Source organism: Geminicoccus harenae, assembly GCF_019800005.1.
GTDB lineage: Bacteria > Pseudomonadota > Alphaproteobacteria > Geminicoccales > Geminicoccaceae > Geminicoccus > Geminicoccus harenae.
The window spans coordinates 38,857-62,068 of the sequence record NZ_JABGCL010000007.1 but is presented as its reverse complement, the minus strand read 5'-3'; the positions used below and the strand labels follow the sequence as shown (position 1 = coordinate 62,068).

The following is a 23,212-nucleotide window of genomic DNA, read 5'->3' as shown; positions in this document are numbered from 1 at the left end:
CGGCTTCGCCCTCAGGCGGCGCCGGCCGGCTTCGCCTGGCTGGCACTGGTGATCAGCCAGGTCACCAGGATCGACAGGAAGGTGGCGACCGCCGCCATGACCATCACGAGCTGCGGCTGGCCGCGGTCCAGGAGCAGGCCCACCAGGGTCGGCGCGAAGGTGGCGCCCAGGTCCAGCCCGGAATAGGCGAAGCCGAACACCTTGCCGGTCGAGCCCACCGGGGCCGCCGCCCGCACCATCAGGTCGCGCGACGGGGTGGTGGCGCCGACCGCGGCCCCGGCCACCGCGACCAGGGCCAGCAGCATCGCGTCGTTCAGTGGCAGGAAGCCCACGGCCAGCATGCAGACGGCACCGATGCCGAGGCCCCCGCTCATCAGCCAGTCCTGCCGGCCCGAGCGGTCCGCGAGCAGGCCGCCAATGCCCGTACCGACCGCACTACCCAGGATGAACGTGGTCACCGCGGTGGTGCCCAGCACCAGCGGCACGCCGTGGAGCTGGACCAGCGTCGCGGGCAGGAAGCCCTGCAGGGCGATCATGGCGATCGACTGCAGTGCGAAGAACAGGAAGCAACCCAGGATCGCCCGGCCGAACAGGGTGCCGAGCAGCGAGCCCTGCGGGGCGGCGCCGCTCGCCCGTGCCTGCTCGTGGCCGGTCGGGATCGCGATGTCCGGGCGTGATGCCAGCAGGGCCGCCAGGATCAGCAGGCCCGGCACGGCGGCGCCGACCAGCGCCACCCGCCAGCCGAAGCTGGTGGCCAGCAGGGTGACGAATACCGGGGCGGCCGCCCAGCCGAGCGTGCCGCCGATCGTGTGCACCGAGAAGGCCCGGCCCATCCGCTCGGGCCGCACCCGCTTGCCCAGGATCGCATAGTCCGCCGGGTGGAACACGCTGTTGCCGATGCCGGCCAGCGCTGCCAGCGGGATCAGCGCCGCCCAGCCGGGCATCAGGCCCATCAGGCCGATCGAGACGGTGAGCAGGGCCAGGCCCAGGATCAGGATGCGGTGCGCCCCGAACCGGTCGACCAGGAAGCCGGCGGGCGCCTGGGACAGGCCCGAGGCGGCGAAGAACACCGAACTCAGCAGGCCGAGTTCGGCCCAGCTCGCCCCGAGCTCCGTCCGGAGCAGCGGGAACAAGGGCGGCAGCACCAGATGGTAGAAGTGCGAGGCGAAATGCCCCGTGCCGATCAGCCCGATCACCTTCAGATCGGACGATGCCGGCGCGCTTGCCGCCATTGCCATGTCGCTGAGTCACCACTTTACCGTGCCCGCCGGACCGGCGGCGGGTCATTGCCGCGACACCACCCACCGGCAGGACCGGAGGGTGGTGTCGCGGTGACCGGTCTACTGGGTCCGGCCGCCCGCCGGAAGGGCGTCGGGCGCGTCATCCTGGACGACCGCCGGCTCGCGGCTGGTCCGGTAGAGCGAATAGGCCACGCCCGCGGCCAGGATGCCGAAGGTGACGCTGAGCGAAATGACCGGCGGCAGCTTGCCCCAGATCTGGGTGTAGAAGATCTTGCCGCCGATGAAGATCAACACCAGGGCCAGCGCATACTTCAGGTAGTGGAAGCGATGGATCATCGCCGCCAGCGCGAAGTAGAGCGAGCGCAGGCCCAGCACGGCGAAGATGTTGCTCGTGTAGATGATGAAGGGGTCGTCGGTGATGGCGAAGATCGCCGGCACCGAATCCACCGCGAACACGAGGTCGACGAACTCGATCATCACCAGCGCCATGAACAGCGGCGTGGCGTAGCTGACGAGCTGGCCGGTGCGCGGGTGGGCGGCCTTGGTGAAGAAATGGTTGCCGTCGAGCTGGTCGGTGACCCGGAACAGCCGGCGGGTGATCTTCAGCACCGGGTTGTTGGCGATGTCCGGCTGGCTGTCCACCGAGACCAGCAGCTTGACGCCGGTGAGCAGGAGGAACGCGCCGAACAGGTACATCACCCAGTCGAATTCCCGGACCAGGGCCGCGCCCAGGAAGATCATCGTGCCGCGCATGACGATCACGCCGATGATCCCCCAGAACAGCACCCGATGCTGGTAGATCCTGGGGATGTGGAAATAGGTGAAGATCAGGGAGATGACGAAGACGTTGTCGAGCGAGAGGCTCCACTCGACCAGGTAGCCGGTATAGAACTCGGCGGCGGCATTGCCGCCCATCTGCCAGAGCACGTAGAGGCCGAACAGGCCGGCCAGACCCATGTAGCCGGCGGAGAGCAGCATCGATTCCCTGACCCCGATCTCGCGCTGCTTGCGGTGCAGCACGCCCAGATCGAGCACGAGGATGGTCAGGACGATGCCGAGGAAGAACAGCCACATCCAGGCTGGCTTGCCCATGACGGGCGTGGCGACGAGGAGTGCGAGATCCATATCTGTGTCCGTCTCTTGCGACAGACCGGATGACGGCCTGCCAGCAAAGGCAGTCCGACATCACAGCCGCAAGGACGGCTGCCAGAGGGGCCCGGACCCAACGCGGCTGACATTGGGCACAGCCGGCGGATGTTCAAGGGGGCGCGCGCATCTGGCACTGGACGCCCGCATTGCTGTCGTGTCTGGCTTGAGACCTGCAGATTCCCCGGAGGAACGCTTGGCATCCAGCCTGCATTTCTGGGACCATTCGATCCTGCCGCCGGTGCTCGACCGGGTGATGGCCCGCAGCATGTTCGGCCGGCTGCGCGCCAAGGCCACGGCCCCCGCGTTCGGCCGGGTGCTGGAGATCGGGATCGGCTCCGGCCTGAACCTCGGCTATTATCCGCGGTCGCTGGAAAGCGTGATCGGGGTCGACCCGTCCATGCCGCTGCTGCGCCGGGCGCACCGGCGCGCCGCCTGGATGGCGTTCCCGGTCCATCTGCGCCAGGGCCGCGCCGAGAACCTGCCGATCGCCGACCAGTCGGTGGACGTCGCCGTCTCGACCTGGACCTTGTGCTCGGTGGACGACCCGGAGCGGGCGCTGGCCGAGCTGCGCCGGGTGCTGCGGCCGGGCGGCCTGCTCTGCTACTGTGAACATGGGTTGTGCCCGGATCCTGCCACCGCCCGCTGGCAGCGCCGGCTCACCCCGGCATGGCGGCGCGTGGCCGGCGGCTGCCGCCTGGACCGCCCGCACGAGCAGCTGATCGAGGCCGCAGGCTTTCGGATCGAGCGGCAGGTGGCCGGCCGCCTCCTGCCGGGCCCGGCGGTGCTCGGCTGGCACCAGCTGGGCCTCGCGCGGCTCTAGGTGACCTGGTCGATCTCCTCGGGCGTGAGGTCGCCCGGCACCAGGGTGACGGGGATGCGGATGCTGCTGCCCAGGTGCGACATCAGATAGGTGACGATCGGGCCGGGCGAGCTGCCCTTGGCGGTGCCCAGCACCAGCAGCGAGATGGTCCGGTCCTCCTGGAGCAGCTTGACCACCTCCTCGCGCCGGTCGCCCTCGCGCAGATGGAGGATCGGCATCTTGCCGGTCATCCGGTAGGCCTCCTCGGCCATCCGGTGCAGTAGGGTCTCGGCATCGCGGCGCTGGTCGTCCTCGATGACCTGGCCCACGCCCAGCCAGTTGCCGAGGTCGCTGGGCTCGACCACGGCCAGGAGTGCCACCCGGCCGCCCGAGTGCTGGGCGCGGCGCCCGGCAAAGCGCAGGGCGTTGCTCATTTCCTCGGTCTCGTCGGCCACCACCAGGAAGACCCGCTCCAGCAGGGGGTCGGGCGCGTCGGCTTCGTCGGCCATGGGGCTCAACTCCTTCGGAACGCGATATTGGCGAGCCAGCCCGCGGTGATCGCCAGCACGAGCGTGGCAAGCCCGTACCATAGGCCGTGGCGCTGCGCGAAGTCGGTGAGGTCCGCCTCCAGCCCCACCTTAGAAACGGTGAGGATGCTGGCCTGCGCCTCCACGACCTGGTTGGCGACCACGCGCAGCACCTGGACCTGGTAGGGGCCCGACGCGACGTTGGCGGGGAAGGCCAGGGTGGTGCGGAACAGCCGGTCGCCCAGCATCGACACCTCGCCCGTGGCGATGGGATAGAGGGCGTTGCGTTGCTGCAGGACGATCAGCGCCTCGCGGAAGCGCGCGATCCGGTGCGGGTCGAAGGCGGCCACCGGGCTCAGGCGCAGTGCCTCCACCCCCATCTCATGGCGCGCGCGCAAGGGCGGGGTGGTGAAGCTCTCGATCGGCCGGGTCGCCGCCACCGCATAGAAGCTCGGCACGCCGGTGAACGTCATCTCGTCGCCCGGCAGCCAGACCCCGGCCATGCGCTCGCGCTGCCGGACCGTCCGGTTGGTACGCGGGCCGGTCACCACCACCACGACGTCGCCGCCGGTCTCCTCGAGTGCCCCGAACAGGAGCACGTCGCTGCCGGTGAACGCGGTGGTGATGGCGATCAGGTGATGCGACAGATCGGCGACCAGCCCGGCTGCGCGGGCCGCGAGGCCACCGGCCAGCAGGACCAGCACGACCACCAGGCCGGCGCGGGCAGCCCGGCTCACTCGACGCTCCGGCCGCCCGGCGGCTCGTCCGGCCCGGCACCAGCATAGAGCCGGCCCAATGTCACGATCAGCTCCCGGGCCTCGCTGGAGGCCAGGGAATACCAGACGGTCTGGGCATCACGGCGGGCGCGGACCACGTTCTCCCGGCGCAGCCGGGCCAGGTGCTGGGAGATCGCCGACTGGCTGAGCCCGGTCTGGCGGGCCAGCTCGCCCACCGAGCGCTCCCTGGCGGCGATGCGGCACAGGATGGTCAGCCGGTGCTCGTTGGCCATGGCCCTGAGCAGTCGGCTGGCATGCTCCGCCCGCCCGGCCAGCAGCACCGTGTGCATCGTTCACCTCCCCCGGTTCCGGCCAGCAGGCTCAGGCGCCGGCGCTGTTTCGGCGCTGGGCGGCCCCATTCCCGAGATGGCTGCGCGCAGGCCGGGTCACCGGCTGAAGAACGAACGACCTTCCAGGACGCGCAGGGTCTGCCGGCATCCGACCGCCAGGGCGACAGTGCCGAGAATTGCGGCCGGTAGCAACGCGGCTGATCCGGAGACGGCGAGGCCGAAGCTGCAAACCCCGGCGAGCCCGCCCCCCAGGCCCATGAGCAGGCCACCCAGGAGATGGCGCTGGAGGTCGCCCGCATCCGCGAACCCCTCGAAGCGGTGGCTGCGCCGCACCAGGCCCAGCAGGGCGGCCCCGGCCAGCGTGCCGAGCACGAGCATGGCCCCGGCATGGGCACCGGGGCCCGACGACCAGCGGGCGAGCAGTTCGCCGAGGGGCAGGATGAAGGACGGCATCGGCGGCAGGGGGCCGGCCGTCACCAGGAGATGCCAGAGCGGGACCGTCAGGCCCAGCAGAGCGCCGGCGATGATGTCCTGGCGGGCCCGGCCGCGCTCCCGCGCCGGCATCAGCACCCAGGCGGCGAGTGCCAGTGCCGCCAGGGCCGCTGCGGCCGCCAGCAGGCCGGGCGGCAGGGACAGTACCGTCGCCGGCCGGCGCAGCCAGTCGGCCGGGGCGGCGAGGATGCCGCCGGTCACGGCCAGGGCGACCAGGCCCGCCACGAGCAGGGTGAGGCCCGCCTTGGCGCTGCCCAGGCCCGCGCGCACCAGGTTGCGGGTGATGCAGCCGCCGGCCAGGGTCATGCCGACACCGAAGGCAAGCGGCCCCAGCAACGCCGCCAGCCAGGGCAGCTCGCTCTGACCGGACCCGAATACCGGCCAGCCGAGGAAGGCCAGCAGCGCAGTGCCGGCCAGTGCCACGGCGAGCGCCGAAGCGATGCTGCGCAGCCGCCTGGTGCTGCCGAACAGGAAGAAGTCCGACAGCGCGCCCATGGTGCAGAAATGGGAGCGTGCTGCGACGACGCCGAACAGCAGGCCGATCAGGAACGGCGAGATCATTGCAAGCAGGGCAGGGATGGTCAGGCGTCGTGCTCGCGCGCTGCCAGCGGGTCGGTCAGGACGTCGCTGCCGGACAGGCGCCGGATCGCACCCTCCAGATAGGCACCCTCATCGATCTGCAGCACGTCGTGATGGATGTCGGCGAACACCCGGCAGCCGCGGATCAGATGGACCCGGCGGGCGTGCACGCTGCCGCGGACCAGGCCGTGCAGCACGACCTCGTCGGCCTCGATCCGGCCGTTGATCTCGCCGTCGCGGCCGAGCGTCACCATGCGCGCCTCGACCCCGCCCTGGATCCGGCCGTCGATCAGGAGGTGGCCATCGGCGGTCACGTCGCCCGTGATCATCAGGTCGGAGCCCAGGATGGTGGGCGCACCCCGGCCGCTGCCGGTCAAAGCGGGCACGCCGCCGCGCGGGGTCGTCGGGATCAGGGCCGTGCCGGTGGCGGTGCTTTCCCGGGCGGCGGCAGCAGCCTCCTTCGCGCGCCTATTCCTGCGAAAGAACATGAGCCAAGCGCACGCGCGCCTCCAGGAAGTCGGCGGGATCGACGGCCACTCCGTCGACCCGGATCTCATAATGCAGATGCCGCCCGGTGCTGCGGCCTGTCGAGCCGATCCGGCCCACGGCGGTACCCTGCGTCACCTGCTGGCCGACCTTTACCGCGATCCCGGCCAGATGTGCATAGCGCGTCGTCACGCCGAAGCCGTGGTCGATCTCGACCAGATTGCCATAGGCGCCGGCCCGCCCGGCATACGACACATGGCCCGGCCCGCTGGCGACCGCCAGCCCGTCGGAGCCCGGAGTGAAGTCCAGGCCGGTATGCATCGCCTTGCGCCGGGTGAACGGGTCCGTGCGCACGCCGAAGCCGCTGCGGGTCTCCGCGTCCGCCACCGGCATGCCCAGCGGCAGTGCAGTGAGGATGCCGCTCAGGAGGTCGACGGCGCGGGCATCCTCGCCAAGCTCGGGCGGCAGCGGCACCAGCGTGCTGCGCCCGGCCCGCGGGTCGGTCAGGGAGAGCGGCACGTAGGGGCCGCCTTCGCCGCTGAGCTTCGCCTCCGCCTGCTCCACGAGCGGATCGACCCGCATGCCGGACGTCCTGAGCACGCCGCGCAGCATGCCGTAGTGCTGCTTCACCCAAGTCTGGAACTGTTCCTTGGTCGCGGCCAGCTCGGCGTCCTTCTGGTCCAGCTCGCTGGCCAGCGCGGCGCTCTTGGCGGCGAGTGCGCGTACCGTCACCTCGGCGGCCGCCTGGTCGGCCAGCGCCCGGTCCAGCGCATCGGTCAGCCGGTCCGAAACGGCGTGCCCGTCCGCCGGGGCGAAGCCATGCCTGGCCGACAGGCGCTCCAGCGCGGCTGCGACCTGCATGCGCCGCGCGTCCGCATCCGCCATCTTGGTCGGCAGGTTGGCGGGCATGTCGAGCCGGCCGTCCTGCAGGTCCGCCAGCAGGCCGATGGTGCGCTGCTGGTCATCCGACGCACGGCTCAGGGCCTCGACTTGGGCTTCCAGCTTCTGTGCCTGGGCCTGGGCATCTAGCAGCGCCTCGTTGCGGCGTGCGAGCTGCTCGATCGTCGCCTCGCGCAGGGCCAGATCGGTCTTGAGCTGCCAGCCCCACCAGCCGGCACCGGTCAGCGCCACCGCCGCGCCTGCCAGCAACCCGGCAACGAGCCACCGCGCCGGGCGGTCGCGGCGGACGGGTCGGCGGTCGGCAACGGGCGCATCCTGTGGACGCATCGCGCCGCTCCATTCAACTGGCCAGCCGCCCCAGGCGGCATGACATCTGCAGTTTTCCTTTGGCTGCCGGGGCTCCCGGGCGGCCGGGGACGAAGATGGGTGAGAAAGAAACCGACGACAACCCCTGCGATTTCCGCGGAATTCACAGCAGCGGCACTGGGCTCGTGAGATCGGAGCCGGTCCGGCACATGGGCAGGACGGGAGCAGGGGCGGGACGGGAAGTGGTGCCGGCGACAGGGATCGAACCCGTGACCTCCCGCTTACAAGGCGGATGCTCTACCAGCTGAGCTACGCCGGCCCACGCGGCGGAGTTCTATCAGCCTCCGCCGGTTTCGGTAAGCGTCTCGGCAGGGTCGGTATGCAGCCGGCCGGCGATGAAGCCGCCGGCAGCGGCGATCGCGGCCCGCCCCTCGGCCAGCCGTGCTGCCCAGAGATGCCAGGCGTGGATCATGTGCGGCCAGATCTCCAGCCGCACCTCGACATCGGCGGCGCCGAGCGCGCGGGTGATCCGCACCGCGTCGTCCAGGAGGGTCTCGGCCGAGCCGACCTGGACCAGCATCGGCGGCAGCCCGACCAGATCGGCACGGAGCGGCGAGACCAGCGGATCGTCTGGATCGTGCCCGGCCAGGAAGGCCTGGGCCAGGTCCTGGAGGTAGTCGCGCTGGATGAGCGGGTCGACCGCGGCCTTGCCGGCCAGGCTTTCGCCGGTCATGCGCAGGTCGACCCAGGGCGATACCAGCCAGCCGCAGGCGGGCAGCGGCAGGCCTTCGCTGCGCAGGCGCAGCATGCAGGCCAGCACGAGGTTGCCGCCGGCACTGTCGCCGCCGAGTGCGATCCGGGCAGGCGGGTAGCCTTCGGCGAGCAGGAACCGGTAGGCGGCCAGCGCATCGTCGAGCGCGGCAGGGAAGGGGTGCTCCGGGGCCAGCCGGTAGCCGATGGCCAGCGTTCGCACGCCTGCGGCGCGGCCGGTGGCGCCGACCATGCCGCGGTGGCTCCGGATCGAGCCCGAGCAGTAACCGCCGCCATGGAAGTACAGGAGCACCCGGGCCGGATCGCTGCCCGGCGCTAGCGACCATTCCGCGGGAAGCGCGCCGATCTGGGCGGGCGTGAACGCCAGGTCCGGTGCCGGCGGGTCGACGGATGCCACCTCGTCGAGCCGGGCACGGCGCTCGGTCCAGCCGACCGGCCGCGCCTTCGCGCTCAGCAGTGCCCGAACCCCGTCGATCCCGTCCGCCATGAGCCTGCCCCCGGCCAGTGTGTACCCGACACTAGATCACGCGGCAGGATCTGTGAAAAGCGTGGCCGGCATGATCTCAGCGGGCAGGGCGGCTCAGTGCCCAGAGCGCGATGCCGGCTGCCACCGACACGTTCAGGCTCTCGATGCGCGGGTCGATCGGCAGGGACGCCAGCCGGTCGCAGCGCTCCCGCACCAGCCGGCGCATGCCTTCGCCCTCGCTGCCCAGCACCAGCACCCAGGGCTCCGCCGGCGGGTCGGCATCGAGGCTGCCCTCCGCCTCGCCGGCCAGCCCCACCACGGTGAAGCCGCGCTCCTTCAACTCCGTGAGGCTGCGCGCGAGGTTCACGACCAGGGCGATCGGGACGAGGTCGAGCCCGCCCGCCGCCGCCCGGGCGCAGACCCCGTCCAGCGGAGCGGCATGCCGCTCGGGCAGGATGACGAGGTCCACCCCGAACGCTCCGGCGGAGCGCAGGATCGCGCCCAGGTTACGCGGGTCGGTGACCTGGTCGACCGCCACGATCCGGCGTGCCTGCGGATTCTCGTCCAGGAAGGTGCCGGGATCGATCGGGGCCAGCGCCTCCACCTCCAGCGCCACTCCCTGATGGACGGCACCCCGCCCCAGCAGCAGCTCGAAGCCGCGCTCGTCGGCTCTGCGCACTTCCAGACCCGCGCGCTCCCGCGGGATCTCGAACGAGCGCGCGGCCGCCTCGCCGAGATGCAGGCGGCGGACGCGCCTTAAGGGATTGGCCAGGGCGGCCGCCACGGCGTGGCGGCCGAACAGCAGGATGGTCGGGCTCTTGGCCGCTGGGCGTCGCTTCAACGGAAATCTCGCGATTTTTCGGTGCAGTCGATTGACAAGGCGTCGCTCGGACGTCTACCACCCGGCCGCTCTCGCTTGCGGGCAGGGCTACCGGAGGGGTGGCCGAGTGGTCAATGGCAGCAGACTGTAAATCTGCCGGCGTCAGCCTACGTTGGTTCAAATCCAACCCCCTCCACCATCCCGCCCCCGGGGTTCGCTCCGGTGCGAGTGCTTCCTCCGTGCGGCGCGGGCGTAGCTCAATGGTAGAGTCCCAGCCTTCCAAGCTGGTTGTGCGGGTTCGATCCCCGTCGCCCGCTCCACGTCGGAGCCTCACCACCTCGAATCACCAAAGCCCCGGATAAGTTGCCGCCATGGCCAAAGAGACGTTCAAGCGGACGAAGCCGCATGCGAACATTGGCACGATTGGTCACGTGGATCATGGCAAGACCACGCTGACGGCCGCGATCACGAAGATCCTGGCGGAAGCGGGTGGTGCGGCGTTCACGGCGTATGACCAGATCGACAAGGCGCCGGAGGAGAAGGCGCGCGGGATCACGATCAACACGTCGCATGTCGAGTACGAGACGGCGAAGCGCCATTACGCGCACGTGGATTGCCCGGGCCACGCCGACTACGTGAAGAACATGATCACCGGTGCGGCGCAGATGGACGGCGCGATCCTGGTGGTCTCGGCGGCCGACGGCCCGATGCCGCAGACCCGCGAGCACATCCTGCTGGCCCGCCAGGTGGGCGTGCCGGCGCTGGTGGTGTTCTTGAACAAGGTCGACATGGTCGACGACCCGGAGCTGCTCGAGCTGGTCGAGCTCGAGGTGCGTGAGCTGCTCTCCAAGTACAACTTCCCGGGCGACGACATCCCGATCATCAAGGGCTCGGCGCTGGCGGCACTCGACGGCAAGGACGACGAGATCGGCCGGGCCAAGATCGTCGAGCTGATGGAAGCGGTGGACAGCTACATCCCGCAGCCGGAGCGGGCGGTGGACAAGCCGTTCCTGATGCCGATCGAGGACGTGTTCTCGATCTCGGGCCGCGGCACGGTGGTGACGGGCCGGGTCGAGCGCGGCGTGATCAAGGTCGGCGAGGAAGTCGAGATCGTCGGCATCAAGCCCACGACCAAGACGACCTGCACGGGCGTGGAGATGTTCCGCAAGCTGCTGGACCGCGGCGAGGCGGGCGACAATGTGGGCGTCTTGCTGCGCGGCACCAAGCGTGACGACGTCGAGCGCGGCCAGGTGCTGTGCAAGCCCGGCTCGATCACGCCGCACACCAAGTTCACGGCCGAGACCTATGTGCTCACCAAGGAAGAGGGTGGGCGGCACACGCCGTTCTTCGGCAACTACCGGCCGCAGTTCTACTTTAGGACCACGGACGTGACCGGCTCGGTGGAGCTGCCGGCGGGTACCGAGATGGTGATGCCGGGCGACAACGTGACCATGGTGGTGACGCTGATTGCCCCCATCGCCATGGAGCAGGGCCTGCGCTTTGCCATCCGCGAGGGCGGCCGCACCGTCGGTGCCGGCGTCGTCGCCAACATCATCCAGTGATCTGAAGGGATCGGATCCGGCCAAGGTCGGCCACGAGGCGCTCATGTGACGTTCTTGTGGCCGAACCCCTTCCAACCGCTTGCCCTCCCGCCAGGTTGCCGCTAAGAGCCTGCCCCACGCGGGTCGGCAACGGCGAGCGTACCCTTCGCCACGGCTGGGCCGCCTCGTGCGGCCGCTCCGGCGGGAGGTGATGCAGGAGCGTAGCTCAATTGGTAGAGCACCGGTCTCCAAAACCGGGGGTTGGGGGTTCGAGCCCCTCCGCTCCTGCCAGCATCTAGCAGTTCGAACGGGATCCGACGACGGATGGTGAGAGTGTCGCCCGCGCAGTTCCTGCGGGAAGTGCGCCAGGAGATGGCCAGGGTCACCTGGCCGTCGCGCAAGGAAACCCTCTACACGACCGCGAGCGTGCTCGCGATGTCGGCCGCCGCCGCGATCTTCTTCTTCCTCGTCGATCAGATCATTTCGTTCGCGATCCGTCTGATCCTCGGCCTGGGGGTCTGATGTCGAAGAAGTGGTACATCATCCACGTCTATTCCGGCTTCGAGAAGAAGGTCCGCGAGGCGATCCAGGAGCAGAGCGCCCAGAAGGGGCTCGCCGACGCCTTCGAGGAAATCCTGGTCCCGATGCAGGAGGTGATCGAGGTCCGGCGCGGCAAGAAGGTTCCGACCGAGCAGAAGTTCTTCCCGGGCTACGTGCTCGTGAAGATGGAGCTCAACGACGAGACCTGGTCGCTGGTGCGCAACATCCCGAAGGTCACGGGCTTCCTGGGCGGCAGCGGCCGTCCCCAGTCGATCCCGGAAGCCGAGGCGCTGCGGATCCACCAGCAGATCCAGGAAGGCACCGAGCATCCCAAGGCCACCGTGGCCTTCATGATCGGCGAGCAGATTCGCGTGGCGGACGGGCCGTTCGCCTCGTTCAACGGAACGGTCGAGGAGGTCGACGAGGCCAAGCAGCGCCTCAAGGTCTCCGTCTCGATCTTCGGCCGGGCGACCCCGGTCGATCTGGAGTTCGGGCAGGTCGAGAAGGTCTGACCGCAACGCCGCGGGAGCCTGGCCCGGTGCGGGTTAGGCGTTCGCACCGCTAGGCTTCTGCTACAGGAGTGACAGTTTGGCGAAGAAAATCACCGGGTACATCAAGCTGCAGGTACCCGCAGGCAAGGCCAACCCGAGCCCGCCGATCGGCCCGGCTCTGGGTCAGCGCGGCCTGAACATCATGGACTTCTGCAAGAAGTTCAATGCAGAGACGCAGAATGTCGAGGTCGGTACCCCGCTGCCGGTGATCATCACCGCGTTCGGCGACCGTACCTTCACCTTCGTCATCAAGACCCCGCCGGTCTCCTTCTTCCTCAAGCGGGCGGCCAACATCACCTCGGCGAGCAAGACGCCGGGCCGTGGTGCCGACGCCGGCTCGGTGACCATGGCCCAGTGCCGCGAGATCGCCGAGAAGAAGATGAAGGACCTCAACGCCCAGGACCTCGACGCCGCGACCAAGATGATCGTCGGCTCGGCCCGGTCCATGGGCATCGCGGTGGCGGAGTAAGCGATGGCGACGAAGGGCAAGCGGCTGCGCAAGGCGGCCGAGAGCGTCGACCGCGCCAGGCTCTACGGCCTCGACGAGGCAGTGGGTCTGGTCAAGAGCAACGCGACCGCCAAGTTCGACGAGACGATCGAGATCTCGATGAACCTGGGCGTCGACCCGCGCCACGCCGACCAGATGGTCCGCGGCACGGTCAACCTGCCGCACGGCACCGGCAAGACCCTGCGGGTCGCGGTGTTCGCCAGGGGTGACAAGGCCGAGGAGGCCAAGGCGGCCGGAGCGGACATCGTCGGTGCCGAGGACCTCGCCGAGGCGATCCAGGGCGGCCACATCGACTTCGACCGCTGCATCGCCACCCCGGACATGATGGGCGTGGTCGGCCGGCTCGGCCGGGTGCTCGGTCCGCGTGGCCTGATGCCGAACCCCAAGCTCGGCACGGTGACGCCGAACGTCACCCAGGCGGTCAAGGACGCCAAGGGCGGCCAGGTCCAGTTCCGCGTCGAGAAGGCGGGCATCGTCCACGCCGGCGTGGGCAAGGCCAGCTTCCCGGTGGAGCAGCTGGTCGACAACGTCCGGGCGATCGTGGATGCGATCACCAAGGCGCGGCCGGCCGGGGCGAAGGGCACCTATCTCAAGCGCGCACATCTGAGCTCCACCCAGGGGCCGGGCGTGAAGCTCGAGGTCGGCGGCATCCTCGCGTAAACGGCGGATCGGGCCGACAAGGCCTCTTGCAATCGGCGGGCGACGCTTTATGTTGCCGCGCCTAGCAAGACGCACTGTCTGGCTCGCTAGCGCCGTCGTCGGGATGACGGTGCCGTTCGGCGTGCGTTTGCCGCACGCCTTTGAGACAACGAGCCCGGTCTTGATGACCTATGGGGTTGTCTGGACCAAGTGCATCGGAGGCTCTGGTGCTTCGAGCTGAGAAAGCGCAGGTCATTTCTGACCTGAATGCTGTATTCAATGAGACCGGCGTGGTCGTGGTCACCCAGTACCGCGGCATGACCGTTCCGGAAGTCACCCAGTTGCGCGCGCAGATGCGCCAGCAGGGTGCATCCTTCCGGGTGACCAAGAACCGGCTGACCGTCCGCGCCCTTGCGGAAACGGGTTTTGCCGGTCTGGAACCGCTCTTCAAGGGTCCGACCGCGATCGCGTATTCGCGTGATCCGGTGGCGGCCGCCAAGGTGGCGGTCGAGTATGCCAAGAAGAACGAGAAGCTTCAGATCGTGGGCGGCGGCCTGTCCGGGTCGCTCCTGTCGGCCGACCAGGTCAGGGCGCTCGCCGAGCTGCCGTCCCTGGACGAGCTGCGGGCGAAGCTCATCGCGATCATCAATACGCCGGCGTCGCGTCTCGTCGGTGTGTTGCAGGCGCCGGGCGGTCAGCTCGCCCGTCTGCTTCATGCAAAGAGCGAGCAGGGCTGACTGCTCGATCCGAGGTCCTGTCGGACCTGCAGTGAACATTGTGGTCCATGAGGACCGCGCTTGAGTGTAGTGGAGTGGATGTCGTTATGGCGAACCTGCATCAGATCGTCGAAGACCTGTCGAGCCTGACCGTTCTCGAGGCTGCCGAGCTGGCGAAGCTTCTCGAGGAGAAGTGGGGCGTCTCGGCCGCGGCCCCGGTTGCCGCCGTCGCCGCCGGCGGTGGCGCTGCCGCCGCTGCTGCCCCCGTCGAGGAGCAGACCGAGTTCGACGTGATCCTGGCCAGCGCCGGTGCCCAGAAGATCAACGTGATCAAGGAGGTCCGCGCGATCACCAATCTGGGCCTCAAGGAGGCCAAGGATCTGGTCGAGGCGGCGCCGAAGCCGGTCAAGGAGGGCGTCTCCAAGGAGGATGCCGCCAAGATCAAGGCTCAGCTCGAGGGCGCCGGCGCCACCGTGGAGATCAAGTAATCTCCAGTCGCGTCGCGACTTTTTCCTTTCGTCCGGAGCCGTCGGTGCACGCACCGGCGGCTTTCGGCGCTGCCGGCACTGCCACCGCAGTGGCAATTCCCGGTTGAGTTCCTATATGCTGGGAGGTTCCCCCGCCCCCCAGCCCGTTCCAGCTTCGATCAGCGAAGGCCCGTCATGCCCCAGACGTTCACCGCTCGCAGACGGATCCGCAAGAGCTTCGGTCGCATCCCCGAGATCGCCGTGATGCCGAACCTCATCGAGGTCCAGCGTCAGTCCTACGAGGCGTTCCTGCAGCGCGACGTTCGCCAGGCGGACCGGGTCCTGCACGGACTCGAGGAAGTGTTCCGGTCGGTGTTCCCGATCAAGGACTTCGCCGATCGCGCTGCGCTGGACTTCGTCAAGTACGAGCTGGAAGAGCCCAAGTACGACGTCGACGAGTGCCACCAGCGCGGCATGACCTATGCCGCACCGCTGCGTGTCACCCTGCGCCTGATCGTCTGGGACGTGGACGAGGAGACCGGCTCCCGTTCCGTCCGGGACATCAAGGAGCAGGACGTCTACATGGGCGACATGCCGCTCATGACCGAGAACGGCACGTTCGTGGTCAACGGCACCGAGCGCGTGATCGTCTCGCAGATGCATCGCAGCCCGGGCGTGTTCTTCGACCATGACCGCGGCAAGACCCACAGCTCGGGCAAGTATCTCTACTCCGCCCGCGTGATCCCCTATCGCGGCTCCTGGCTGGACTTCGAGTTCGACAGCAAGGACCTGCTGCACGTCCGCATCGACCGCCGCCGCAAGCTGCCGGTGACGGCGCTGCTGCTCGCGCTGGGACTGGACCAGGAGCAGATCCTGGCCCACTTCTACAACGAGCTGATGTACTACCGCTCGGGCCGGGGCTGGAAGACCGCCTTCAACGGCCAGCGGATGACCGGGCAGAAGCTGACCACCGATCTGATCGACGCCAGCACCGGCGAGACGGTCGCCGAGGCCGGCACCAAGCTCACCCCGCGCCTGATCCGCAAGCTGGTCGAGCAGGGCCTGACCGAGGTGTTCGTCTCGGCCGAGGACCTGGTCGGCAAGTTCGTCGCCCGCGACGTGATCGACGAGAGCAACGGCCTGGTGTTCGTCGAGGCCGGCGAGGAGCTCACCGCGATCGCCATCGAGAAGCTGATCTCGGGCGGGATCGAGGAGCTGCCGATCCTCGACATCGACCACATGACGGTCGGTCCGTACCTGCGCAACACGCTGGCGCTGGACCGCTCGCAGAACCGCGACGACGCGCTGCTCGAGATCTATCGCGTGCTGCGCCCGGGCGAGCCGCCGACGCTCGAGACCGCGGAAGCCCTGTTCAACGGCCTGTTCTTCGACAACGAGCGCTATGACCTGTCCGCGGTCGGCCGCGTGAAGATGAACATGCGCCTTGGCATGGAGACCGAGGACACGCTGCGCGTGCTCCGCCAGGAGGACATCCTGGCCGTGGTCAAGATGCTGATCGAGATCAAGGACGGTCGCGGCGAGATCGACGACATCGACCATCTCGGCAACCGCCGGGTGCGCTCGGTCGGCGAGCTCATGGAGAACCAGTTCCGCATCGGCCTGCTGCGCATGGAGCGCGCGGTGCGCGAGCGCATGTCGTCGGTCGAGATCGACGCGGCGATGCCGCACGACCTGATCAACGCCAAGCCCGTGGCCGCGGCGGTGCGCGAGTTCTTCGGCTCCTCGCAGCTCTCGCAGTTCATGGACCAGACCAACCCGCTCTCCGAGATCACGCATAAAAGGCGGCTCTCGGCGCTGGGCCCGGGCGGTCTCACCCGTGAGCGCGCGGGCTTCGAGGTGCGCGACGTCCATCCGACCCATTACGGCCGGATCTGCCCGATCGAGACGCCGGAAGGCCCGAACATCGGCCTGATCAACAGCCTCGCGACCTATGCCCGGATCAACAAGTACGGCTTCATCGAGAGCCCGTACCGCCGGGTCGAGGGCGGCAGGATCGTCGGCGACGTGATCTACCTCTCCGCCATGGAGGAGGGGCGCTACACGATCGCGCAGGCGAACTCCAAGCTGAACGAGGACGGCACGCTGGCCGGCGAGTTCATCGCCTGCCGGCAGAACGGCGAGTTCGTCCTGGCCAAGCCCGAGAACGTCGACATGATCGACGTCTCGCCCAAGCAGCTCGTTTCCGTCGCCGCGGCGCTGATCCCGTTCCTGGAGAACGACGACGCCAACCGCGCGCTGATGGGCTCGAACATGCAGCGTCAGGCGGTGCCGCTGGTCCGTGCCGCAGCACCTTATGTCGGCACCGGCATGGAGGAGATCGCGGCCCGTGATTCGGGTGCGGCGATCGTCGCCCGGCGTGGCGGCATCGTCGACCAGGTCGACGGCTCGCGCATCGTCATCCGCGTGACCGACGAGAACGCGCGCGGCGAGGGCGTGGTCGACATCTACCGGCTGAAGAAGTTCCAGCGCTCCAACCAGAACACCTGCATCAACCAGCGCCCGCTGGTGAAGGTGGGCGACGTGGTGCGCGCGAACGACATCGTGGCCGACGGCCCGTCCACCCAGCTGGGCGAGCTGGCCCTGGGCTACAACGCGCTGGTCGCGTTCATGCCCTGGAACGGCTACAACTTCGAGGACTCGATCCTGATCTCCGAGCGGATCGTGCGCGACGACATCTTCACCTCGATCCATATCGAGGAATTCGAGGTGATGGCGCGCGACACCAAGCTCGGGCCGGAAGCGATCACCCGCGACATCCCGAACGTGTCGGAAGAGGCGCTGCGCAACCTCGACGAGGCGGGCATCGTCTATATCGGTGCCGAGGTGAAGGCCGCGGACATCCTGGTCGGCAAGGTCACGCCCAAGGGCGAGACCCCGATGACCCCGGAGGAGAAGCTGCTCCGGGCGATCTTCGGCGAGAAGGCCCATGACGTGCGCGACACCTCCTTGAAGGTGCCGCCGGGCGTGCAGGGCACGGTCGTCGAGGTGCGGGTGTTCAACCGCCGCGGCGTCGAGAAGGACGAGCGCGCGATCGCGATCGAGCGTGCCGAGATCGAGCGGCTGGCCAAGGACCGGGACGACGAGCGCGCCATCCTGGAGCGCAACGTCTACTCGCGCCTGCGCGAGCTGCTGGAAGGGCAGGTGGCCACCGCGGCGCCGAAGGGTGCGCGGACCAACATGCCGATCGACGAGATGGCCCTGGATCGCCCCAAGCGGCAGTGGTGGGACTTCGGCGTCGACGACGCTGCCCGCATGGCCGAGATCCAGGCGCTCAAGCGCCAGCTCGACGAGGGCGTGAAGGCGCTGGTCGACCGGTTCGAGAGCAAGGTCGAGAAGCTGCAGCGCGGCGACGAGATGCCTCCGGGCGTGCTCAAGATGGTCAAGGTGTTCGTCGCGGTGAAGCGCAAGCTGCAGCCGGGCGACAAGATGGCCGGCCGGCACGGCAACAAGGGCGTCATTTCCAAGATCGCGCCGATCGAGGACATGCCGCACCTGGAGGACGGCACCCCCGTCGACCTCGTGCTGAACCCGCTGGGCGTGCCCTCGCGCATGAATGTCGGCCAGATCCTGGAGACTCATCTGGGCTGGGCCTGCGCCAATCTCGGGCGGCAGATCGGCCAGCTGGTCGATCGCTACAACGAGGAGCAGGGCCGCGACCGGCTGGTCGAGCGGCTGAGCCACGTCTACGGCGACGGGACCAGCGACGAGCTCCAGCAGTATTCCGACGAGGAGCTGCAGGAGCTGGGCGAGAACCTGCGCGAAGGTGTGCCGATCGCCACGCCGGTGTTCGACGGGGCGCACGAGGCCGACATCGTCAAGATGCTGGAGGATGCCGGTTGCCATTCGTCCGGCCAGTCCCAGCTCTATGACGGGCGCACGGGCGAGCCGTTCGACCGGCAGGTGACGGTGGGCTACATCTACATGCTGAAGCTCGGCCACCTGGTGGATGACAAGATCCACGCCCGCTCGGTCGGCCCCTACAGCCTGGTCACCCAGCAGCCGCTGGGCGGCAAGGCGCAGTTCGGCGGTCAGCGCTTCGGCGAGATGGAGTGCTGGGCGCTCCAGGCCTACGGCGCCTCCTACACGTTGCAGGAGATGCTGACGGTCAAGTCGGACGACGTCTCCGGTCGTACGAAGATCTACGAAGCGATCGTTCGCGGCGAGGACACGTTCGAAGCGGGTATCCCGGAGAGCTTCAACGTGCTCGTCAAGGAACTGCAGGCGCTGGCGCTCAACGTCCAGCTGCAGTCCACGAACGAGGATTGAGCTTCGGCCCCGGGCGGATGGCGCATGGCGCCGTCGGCCCGGGCTTTGTTTTCCTGATGCGGATGAGCGAGAGACGGTCCAGATGAACGATCTCATGTACCTTTTTGGTCAGCCGGCGGCCGGCCAGAAGTTCGACGAGATTCGGATCTCCATCGCCAGCCCCGACCAGATTCGGGAATGGTCCTACGGCGAGGTGCGCAAGCCGGAGACCATCAACTACCGGACCTTCAAGCCGGAGCGTGATGGCCTGTTCTGCGCGAAGATCTTCGGGCCGATCAAGGATTACGAGTGCTTGTGCGGCAAGTACAAGCGCATGAAGTACAAGGGCATCGTCTGCGAGAAGTGCGGCGTCGAGGTCATCCAGTCCAAGGTGCGCCGCGAGCGGATGGGGCATATCGAGCTGGCAGCGCCGGTTGCCCACATCTGGTTCCTGAAGTCGGTGCCGTCGCGCATCGGCATCCTGCTGGACATGACCCTGCGCGAGTTGGAGCGGGTGCTCTATTTCGAGCAGTTCGTGGTGGTCGAGCCGGGCCTCACGCCGCTGAAGCTCCATGAGCTGCTGACCGAGGACCAGGTCCTGCGCCATCGCGACGAGTTCGGCGAGGACAGCTTCACCGTCGGCATCGGCGCCGAGGCGGTGCGCGACATGCTCAAGCGCATCGACCTGCCCGAGGAGCGCGACAAGCTGCGCGCCGAGCTGGCCGAGACCAGCTCCGAGGCCAAGCGCAAGAAGCTGGTCAAGCGCCTGAAGATGGTCGAGGTCTTCCTCGAGTCCGGCAACAAGCCGGAATGGATGGTGATGGAGGTCGTTCCGGTGATCCCGCCGGAACTGCGCCCGCTCGTCCCGCTCGATGGCGGCCGGTTCGCGACCTCGGACCTGAACGACCTGTATCGCCGCGTCATCAACCGGAACAACCGGCTGAAGCGCCTGATCGAGCTGCGGGCGCCCGACATCATCGTGCGCAACGAGAAGCGCATGCTGCAGGAGGCGGTCGACGCGCTGTTCGACAATGGCCGGCGCGGCCGCGTCATCACGGGTGCGAACAAGCGCCCGCTGAAGTCGCTCTCCGACATGCTCAAGGGCAAGCAGGGCCGGTTCCGCCAGAACCTGCTGGGCAAGCGCGTCGACTATTCCGGCCGCTCGGTGATCGTCGTCGGTCCGGAGCTGAAGCTGCACCAGTGCGGCCTGCCCAAGAAGATGGCGCTCGAGCTGTTCAAGCCGTTCGTCTACGCCAAGCTCGAGCTGTTCGGCATGGCGCAGACGATCAAGGCCGCCAAGCGCATGGTCGAGAAGGAGCGGCCCGAGGTCTGGGACATCCTGGAGCAGGTGATCCGCGAGCATCCGGTCATGCTGAACCGGGCGCCGACGCTGCACCGCCTGGGCATCCAGGCGTTCGAGCCGGTGCTGATCGAGGGCAAGGCGATCCAGCTCCACCCGCTGGTCTGCACCGCCTTCAACGCGGACTTCGACGGCGACCAGATGGCGGTCCACGTGCCGCTCTCGCTGGAAGCCCAGCTTGAGGCTCGCGTGCTCATGATGTCGACCAACAACATCCTGAGCCCGGCCAACGGCAAGCCGATCATCGTGCCGACCCAGGACATCGTTCTGGGCCTCTACTACCTCTCGCTGGAGATCGCGAACGAGAAGGGCGAGGGCATGGCCTTCTCCGACCTCGCCGAGATCCAGCACGCGCTGGCCGCGCGCGCGGTCAGCATGCACGCCAAGATCAAGGCGCGCATCGAGGTGATGCAGCCGGACGGCAGCCTGCAGTCCAAGGTGGTCGACACGACGCCTGGCCGGATGCTGCTCTACGAAGTCCTGCCGCAGAACCCGAAGGTCAGCTTCGAGCGGCTGTTCAACCGCACGCTGACCAAGAAGGAGGTCAGCCAGGTCATCGACGAGGTCTACCGCCATTGCGGCCAGAAGGAGACCGTGATCTTCGCCGACCGGATGATGGGGCTGGGCTTCACCAACGCTGCCCGCGCCGGCATCTCGTTCGGCAAGGACGACATGGTCATCCCGGACAGCAAGCACCGGCTGATCGCGCAGACCCAGGAGCTGGTGAAGCAGTACGAGCAGCAGTACGCCGACGGCCTGATCACCAAGGGTGAGAAGTACAACAAGGTCGTCGACGCCTGGCAGCAGTGCTCGGATCGCGTCTCGGACGAGATGATGAAGGCGATCCGCGCGGTGCACTCGGTGCCGGACGAGAACGGCCGGTTCAAGCAGCCGAACTCCATCTTCATGATGGCCGATTCGGGTGCCCGAGGCTCCGCGGCGCAGATCAAGCAGCTGGCCGGCATGCGCGGCCTCATGGCCAAGCCGTCGGGTGAGATCATCGAGAACCCGATCATCTCGAACTTCAAGGAAGGCCTGTCGGTGCTGGAGTACTTCAACTCCACGCACGGCGCCCGCAAGGGTCTGGCCGACACCGCCTTGAAGACCGCGAACTCGGGCTACCTCACCCGCCGCCTGGTCGACGTGGCGCAGGACTGCATCATCGTCGAGGAGGATTGCGGGACCGAGCGGTTCATCACCCTCTCAGCCTCGATCAATGCCGGCCAGGTGGCCGACGATCTGGGCGAGCGCATCCTGGGCCGGACTTCCGCCGAGGACGTGATCGACCCGAAGTCGGGCGAGGTGCTGGTCACCCGCAACACGCTGTTCGAGGAGCCGCAGGTGCGGCTGGTCGACGGCAGCGGCGTGTCCGCGGTCCGGGTCCGCTCGGTGCTGACCTGCGACAGCTTCGGCGGGGTGTGCGGCAAGTGCTATGGCCGCGACCTGGCACGCGGCACCGAGGTCAATATCGGCGAGGCGGTGGGTGTCATCGCCGCGCAGTCGATCGGCGAGCCCGGCACGCAGCTGACCATGCGTACCTTCCACATCGGTGGTGCGGCGCAGGGCCAGGCGGAGCAGAGCTCGATCGAATCGGCGGTCGCCGGCTCGGTCAAGATCACCAACCAGCGCCTGGTCCGCGACGCCAAGGGCCGGCTGGTCGTGCTCGGCCGCAACTCCGAGCTGGTCATCTATGACGAGGTCGGCCGCGAGCGCGTCCGCCATCGCCTGGCCAACGGCACGCGCCTGCTGGTCGAGCCCGACTCCAAGGTCGACAAGGAGCAGCGCCTGGCGGAGTGGGACCCCCATACCGTCCCGGTGGTCTCCGAGGCGGCCGGCAAGGTCGTGTTCCACGACATGATCGAGGGCATCACCTACCGCGACGTGATCGACGAGACGACCGGCAAGTCGAGCAAGGAGATCGTCGACTACCGGCAGTCCTCGCGCTCGGCCAACCTGCGTCCCGCCATCGTGCTGGAGGACGAGGCCGGCAAGCCGATCACCCTGCCGTCGGGCAACGAGGCGCGCTACTTCATGCCGCTGGGTGGTATCCTGTCCGTCGAGAACGGCGACGTGATCCATCCCGGCGACGTGCTGGCGCGTCTGCCCAAGGAGGCGTCCAAGACCCGCGACATCACGGGCGGTCTGCCGCGCGTGGCGGAGCTGTTCGAGGCGCGCCGGCCCAAGGACCCGGCGATCATCGCCGAGCTGGAAGGCCGGGTGGAGTTCGGCAAGGACTACAAGAACAAGCGGCGCCTGCGCCTGATCCCGGTCGACCCGGATCAGGAGCCGGTCGAGTACCTGATCCCGAAGGGGCGTCAGGTCAGCGTGCAGGAAGGCGACGTCACCAAGCCGGGCGACCCGATCGTCGACGGCAACCCGGTGCCGCACGACATCCTGCGCGTGCTCGGCGTGGAGGCGCTGGCCCAGTTCCTGGTCGCTGAAATCCAGGACGTGTACAAACTGCAGGGCGTGAAGATCAACGACAAGCACGTCGAGGTCATCGTCCGGCAGATGCTGCAGAAGGTCGAGATCGCCGATCCGGGCGACACGACCTTCCTGGTGGGCGAGCAGGTCGACCGGGTCGAGTTCGACCAGGTCAACGCGCGGACCGTGACCGAGGACAAGCGCCCGGCCGTGTGCCGCCCGGTCCTGCAGGGCATCACCAAGGCCAGCCTGCAGACGCAGTCCTTCGTGTCCGCGGCCTCCTTCCAGGAGACCACCCGCGTGCTCACCGAGGCGGCGTTTGCCGGCAAGACCGACGGGCTGAACGGCCTGAAGGAGAACGTCATCGTCGGCCGGCTGATCCCGGCCGGTACGGGTGGCGTGCTGCCGCGGCTCCGCAAGGAGCTGGCCTCCGACAGCCGCTTCGCGCCGCCGCGCGAGCTGGACAGCGAGCGCGGCTTCGCGATCGGGGAGATCGGCGCCGCCTGACAGCGTCGCCGCATGAGAGACCTGCGCCCCTTGCGGCCTGCCGCGGGGGGCGCAGGGTCTTGACGGCAGGGCGGCTGACGGATAGAAGCCG

General features: G+C 68.5%; 20 protein-coding genes and 4 tRNA genes. 13 read left to right on the top strand and 11 right to left on the bottom strand.

The genetic code is table 11. The features are described 5' to 3' along the window. Positions 1–11: 11 nt before the first annotated feature. A complete protein-coding gene (locus HLA95_RS08060) occupies positions 12–1,238 on the bottom strand; it encodes an MFS transporter (protein WP_222182952.1) in 1,227 nt (408 codons plus the stop codon). Positions 1,239–1,340: 102 nt separating this feature from the next. Next, positions 1,341–2,366, bottom strand: a complete 1,026-nt coding sequence (locus tag HLA95_RS08055) for a TerC family protein (protein WP_191061948.1) — start codon at positions 2,364–2,366, stop codon at positions 1,341–1,343. Positions 2,367–2,583: 217 nt separating this feature from the next. Here HLA95_RS08055 and HLA95_RS08050 point away from each other — a divergent pair, with 217 nt between their 5' ends. Next, positions 2,584–3,210 (top strand): class I SAM-dependent methyltransferase, encoded by a 627-nt coding sequence (locus HLA95_RS08050; RefSeq protein ID WP_222182950.1) that lies wholly within the window; start codon positions 2,584–2,586, stop codon positions 3,208–3,210. Here HLA95_RS08050 and HLA95_RS08045 read toward each other — a convergent pair. The 9 genes from HLA95_RS08045 to rlmB form a co-directional block, all read right to left on the bottom strand. Further along, positions 3,207–3,698: a universal stress protein gene (locus HLA95_RS08045; RefSeq protein ID WP_191062549.1), complete on the bottom strand. Its 492-nt coding sequence runs from the start codon at positions 3,696–3,698 to the stop codon at positions 3,207–3,209. The two genes, HLA95_RS08050 and HLA95_RS08045, sit on opposite strands and share 4 nt — an antisense overlap. 5 nt (positions 3,699–3,703) lie before the next feature. Further along, positions 3,704–4,453: a TIGR02186 family protein gene (locus HLA95_RS08040; RefSeq protein ID WP_322100112.1), complete on the bottom strand. Its 750-nt coding sequence runs from the start codon at positions 4,451–4,453 to the stop codon at positions 3,704–3,706. Further along, the gene (locus HLA95_RS08035) at positions 4,450–4,782 is read right to left on the bottom strand and encodes an ArsR/SmtB family transcription factor (protein ID WP_222182949.1); all 333 of its coding nucleotides are present in this window, start codon (positions 4,780–4,782) and stop codon (positions 4,450–4,452) included. Before HLA95_RS08035 ends, HLA95_RS08040 begins: the two co-directional genes overlap by 4 nt. Positions 4,783–4,878: 96 nt before the next feature. Beyond that, the gene (locus tag HLA95_RS08030; protein WP_222182948.1) at positions 4,879–5,835 is read right to left on the bottom strand and encodes a YeeE/YedE thiosulfate transporter family protein; all 957 of its coding nucleotides are present in this window, start codon (positions 5,833–5,835) and stop codon (positions 4,879–4,881) included. 20 nt (positions 5,836–5,855) lie between these two features. Further along, positions 5,856–6,341 carry a bactofilin family protein gene (locus HLA95_RS08025; RefSeq protein WP_191062185.1) on the bottom strand — a complete coding sequence of 162 codons (486 nt, stop codon included), beginning with the start codon at positions 6,339–6,341 and terminating at the stop codon, positions 5,856–5,858. Beyond that, positions 6,322–7,566: a M23 family metallopeptidase gene (locus HLA95_RS08020; protein WP_222182947.1), complete on the bottom strand. Its 1,245-nt coding sequence runs from the start codon at positions 7,564–7,566 to the stop codon at positions 6,322–6,324. Before HLA95_RS08020 ends, HLA95_RS08025 begins: the two co-directional genes overlap by 20 nt. Before the next feature lie 222 nt (positions 7,567–7,788). After that, positions 7,789–7,864: transfer RNA gene (locus HLA95_RS08015), tRNA-Thr, on the bottom strand. Between the two features lie 18 nt (positions 7,865–7,882). Beyond that, complete coding sequence (locus tag HLA95_RS08010; protein WP_191061722.1) at positions 7,883–8,803, bottom strand: alpha/beta hydrolase; 921 nt, start codon at positions 8,801–8,803, stop codon at positions 7,883–7,885. 76 nt (positions 8,804–8,879) lie between these two features. After that, positions 8,880–9,623 carry a 23S rRNA (guanosine(2251)-2'-O)-methyltransferase RlmB gene (gene rlmB, locus HLA95_RS08005; protein WP_191061721.1) on the bottom strand — a complete coding sequence of 248 codons (744 nt, stop codon included), beginning with the start codon at positions 9,621–9,623 and terminating at the stop codon, positions 8,880–8,882. 92 nt (positions 9,624–9,715) lie between these two features. Here rlmB and HLA95_RS08000 point away from each other — a divergent pair. The 12 genes from HLA95_RS08000 (at position 9,716) to rpoC (ending at position 23,121) form a co-directional block, all read left to right on the top strand. Beyond that, positions 9,716–9,801, top strand: a tRNA-Tyr gene (locus HLA95_RS08000). A gap of 47 nt (positions 9,802–9,848) precedes the next feature. After that, positions 9,849–9,922: transfer RNA gene (locus tag HLA95_RS07995), tRNA-Gly, on the top strand. Between the two features lie 51 nt (positions 9,923–9,973). Then, positions 9,974–11,164: an elongation factor Tu gene (tuf, locus tag HLA95_RS07990; RefSeq protein ID WP_222182946.1), complete on the top strand. Its 1,191-nt coding sequence runs from the start codon at positions 9,974–9,976 to the stop codon at positions 11,162–11,164. Positions 11,165–11,358: 194 nt separating this feature from the next. Further along, positions 11,359–11,434, top strand: a tRNA-Trp gene (locus HLA95_RS07985). Positions 11,435–11,467: 33 nt separating this feature from the next. Next, complete coding sequence (secE, locus tag HLA95_RS07980; RefSeq protein ID WP_159718890.1) at positions 11,468–11,665, top strand: preprotein translocase subunit SecE; 198 nt, start codon at positions 11,468–11,470, stop codon at positions 11,663–11,665. Further along, positions 11,665–12,195, top strand: coding sequence for a transcription termination/antitermination protein NusG (gene nusG, locus HLA95_RS07975; protein WP_191058130.1), 531 nt, complete (start codon positions 11,665–11,667; stop codon positions 12,193–12,195). Before secE ends, nusG begins: the two co-directional genes overlap by 1 nt. 76 nt (positions 12,196–12,271) lie before the next feature. Next, complete coding sequence (gene rplK / locus HLA95_RS07970) at positions 12,272–12,703, top strand: 50S ribosomal protein L11 (protein WP_191058129.1); 432 nt, start codon at positions 12,272–12,274, stop codon at positions 12,701–12,703. A 3-nt stretch (positions 12,704–12,706) separates the two neighbouring features. After that, positions 12,707–13,402, top strand: coding sequence for a 50S ribosomal protein L1 (gene rplA / locus HLA95_RS07965; protein WP_191058128.1), 696 nt, complete (start codon positions 12,707–12,709; stop codon positions 13,400–13,402). 206 nt (positions 13,403–13,608) lie between these two features. Then, positions 13,609–14,118: a 50S ribosomal protein L10 gene (rplJ, locus tag HLA95_RS07960; RefSeq protein WP_223861380.1), complete on the top strand. Its 510-nt coding sequence runs from the start codon at positions 13,609–13,611 to the stop codon at positions 14,116–14,118. 86 nt (positions 14,119–14,204) lie between these two features. Continuing rightward, complete coding sequence (rplL, locus tag HLA95_RS07955) at positions 14,205–14,585, top strand: 50S ribosomal protein L7/L12 (protein ID WP_191058126.1); 381 nt, start codon at positions 14,205–14,207, stop codon at positions 14,583–14,585. Between the two features lie 174 nt (positions 14,586–14,759). Further along, positions 14,760–18,851: a DNA-directed RNA polymerase subunit beta gene (rpoB, locus tag HLA95_RS07950; RefSeq protein ID WP_191058125.1), complete on the top strand. Its 4,092-nt coding sequence runs from the start codon at positions 14,760–14,762 to the stop codon at positions 18,849–18,851. An 82-nt stretch (positions 18,852–18,933) separates the two neighbouring features. Continuing rightward, complete coding sequence (rpoC, locus tag HLA95_RS07945) at positions 18,934–23,121, top strand: DNA-directed RNA polymerase subunit beta' (protein ID WP_191058124.1); 4,188 nt, start codon at positions 18,934–18,936, stop codon at positions 23,119–23,121. Positions 23,122–23,212: the final 91 nt, after the last annotated feature.